Origin of the sequence: Alicyclobacillus sendaiensis NBRC 100866, from assembly GCF_001552675.1 — a bacterium.
Lineage (GTDB): Bacteria > Bacillota > Bacilli > Alicyclobacillales > Alicyclobacillaceae > Alicyclobacillus > Alicyclobacillus sendaiensis.
The window spans coordinates 1-1,904 of sequence record NZ_BCRQ01000122.1 but is presented as its reverse complement, the minus strand read 5'-3'; the positions used below and the strand labels follow the sequence as shown (position 1 = coordinate 1,904).

1 protein-coding gene is annotated in these 1,904 nt (G+C 63.4%); it reads left to right on the top strand.

Annotation, left to right across the window (positions count from 1 at the left end):
* Nucleotides 1-388 precede the first annotated feature (388 nt).
* Nucleotides 389-1,846, top strand: a complete 1,458-nt coding sequence (locus tag AS26_RS13490) for an aldehyde dehydrogenase family protein (RefSeq protein WP_062310636.1) — start codon at nucleotides 389-391, stop codon at nucleotides 1,844-1,846.
* Nucleotides 1,847-1,904 lie beyond the last annotated feature (58 nt).

The window sequence follows — 1,904 nt, the reverse complement described above, 5'->3', positions numbered from 1 at the left end:
AAAGCCGAGACCGACCCTTATCGAAAGCCCAGCCTGTCTTGCGACGGCTGGGCTTTTGGTGTTCTGGGGCCCAAGACGATGCACAAAGCGTGCTGAAATCGCAATTGATAAGATTTTCAAGAGAGAACCGTATCGCGATTGATGGTTTGTACATGTGAAATCGAATAACGTTCGTACGCGGGCGTGCGCCTGGCGAGATCGAGAGCAGCTCAACCTATGATGGTCCTGATGGACTCGACCTCTCTGGCTCATCCTTTGGCTGCTCATCTCTGCGTATCCCGGTGTTCCGGATGGCGGGAAAGCGGCCTTGTGGCGCAGTGAAAGCGCTTGTACGATGTCCTTCGACATCAGCGCCGCGCGAGGGGCGCGGCGGGAAACGGAGGCCAACATGCTGGATCGCACAGAGCTCTCACGTCAGTATATTGCGGGTGAGTGGCGCGATGGGCGCAGTGCACGCGTACACCTGGATCAAAATCCGTTCGACGGATCGACGGTTGCGGAATTTCGACTTGCCACGGCGGAGGACATCGACGAGGCGTACCGCGCCGCCGCCGAGGCGCAGAAGATCTGGGCGCAGGTGAATCCGTTTGAGCGGCAGCGCGTGATGGAACGAGCCCTGCAAATCTGGGAGGGGTATCGGGACGAGGTGATCTCGCTCGTCGCGGACGAGATCGGCGGTACGTTCATCAAGGCGGCCATCGAGTTCGAGTTGGTGAAGAACTTTCTGCGCGAGGCGGCGACATATCCGCTGCGCATGGAGGGGCGGCTGCTGCCGGCCACCATCCCCGGCAAAGAGAATCGCCTGTTGCGCCTGCCTGCCGGCGTGGTGGGCATCCTGAGCCCATTTAACTTTCCCATGTGCCTGTCGATGCGCGCCTTGGCGCCTGCCATCGCGTGCGGAAACGGCGTCGTGTTGAAACCGCATGAAGAGGCCGCGATCACGGGCGGCACGCTGCTCGCGAAGGTGTTTGAGGAGGCCGGGGTGCCCAAGGGGCTCGTCAACATCGTCGTGGCGGACGTCGCGGAGATCGGGGACGCGTTCTTAACGCACCCGATTCCGAAGATCATCTCGTTCACCGGCTCCACGGCGGTAGGACGGCACATCGCGGAGGTGGCGGGCCGGCACCTGAAGCGGGTGACGCTCGAGCTGGGCGGCAACAGCGCGCTCATCGTGCTCGACGATGCCGATCTCGATCTCGCCGTCGACGCTGCGGTCTTCAGCCGGTTCACGCACCAGGGGCAGATCTGCATGTGTGCGAATCGCGTGATCGCCGTGAGGGATGTGTACGAGGCGTTTCTCGAGAAATTTGTCGAGCGCGTGTCGAGACTGAAGATGGGCAATCCGCGCGATCCCGAGACGGTGATTGGGCCGCTCATCCACAGGCGCCAGGTGGAGCGGTTGCTCGCCGTCGTGGACGTGAGCATCGAGCAGGGGGCGCGGGTGGCCTACCGGGGGCCGGTGGACGGCAACGTGGTGGGGCCGGTGGTGCTTGCGGACGTGCGGCCGGAGATGGCGTGCGCGAGGGAGGAGATGTTCGGGCCCGTGGTGGCCGTCATGCCCGTCGCGGACGAGGAGGAGGCGGTCCGCGTGGCGAACGACAGCGACTACGGTCTGACGGGGGCCGTGATCACGCGCGACGTGGAGCGCGGCGTGCGGGTTGCCATGCAGGTGGAGACAGGAATGTTTCACGTGAACGACGGCACGGTGAACGACGAACCTCTGGTGGCGTTCGGGGGCGAAAAGGCGTCCGGCGTCGGCAGGTACAACGGACAGTGGGGCATCGAGGAGTTTACGACGCTGAAATGGATCTCCATCCAGCGCGAGCGACGCCAGTACCCGATTTGACCTCGCTTCACCCCTTTTCGATGGTGGGGCCCGGGGGCATCTCCGGACCCTTCGGCTA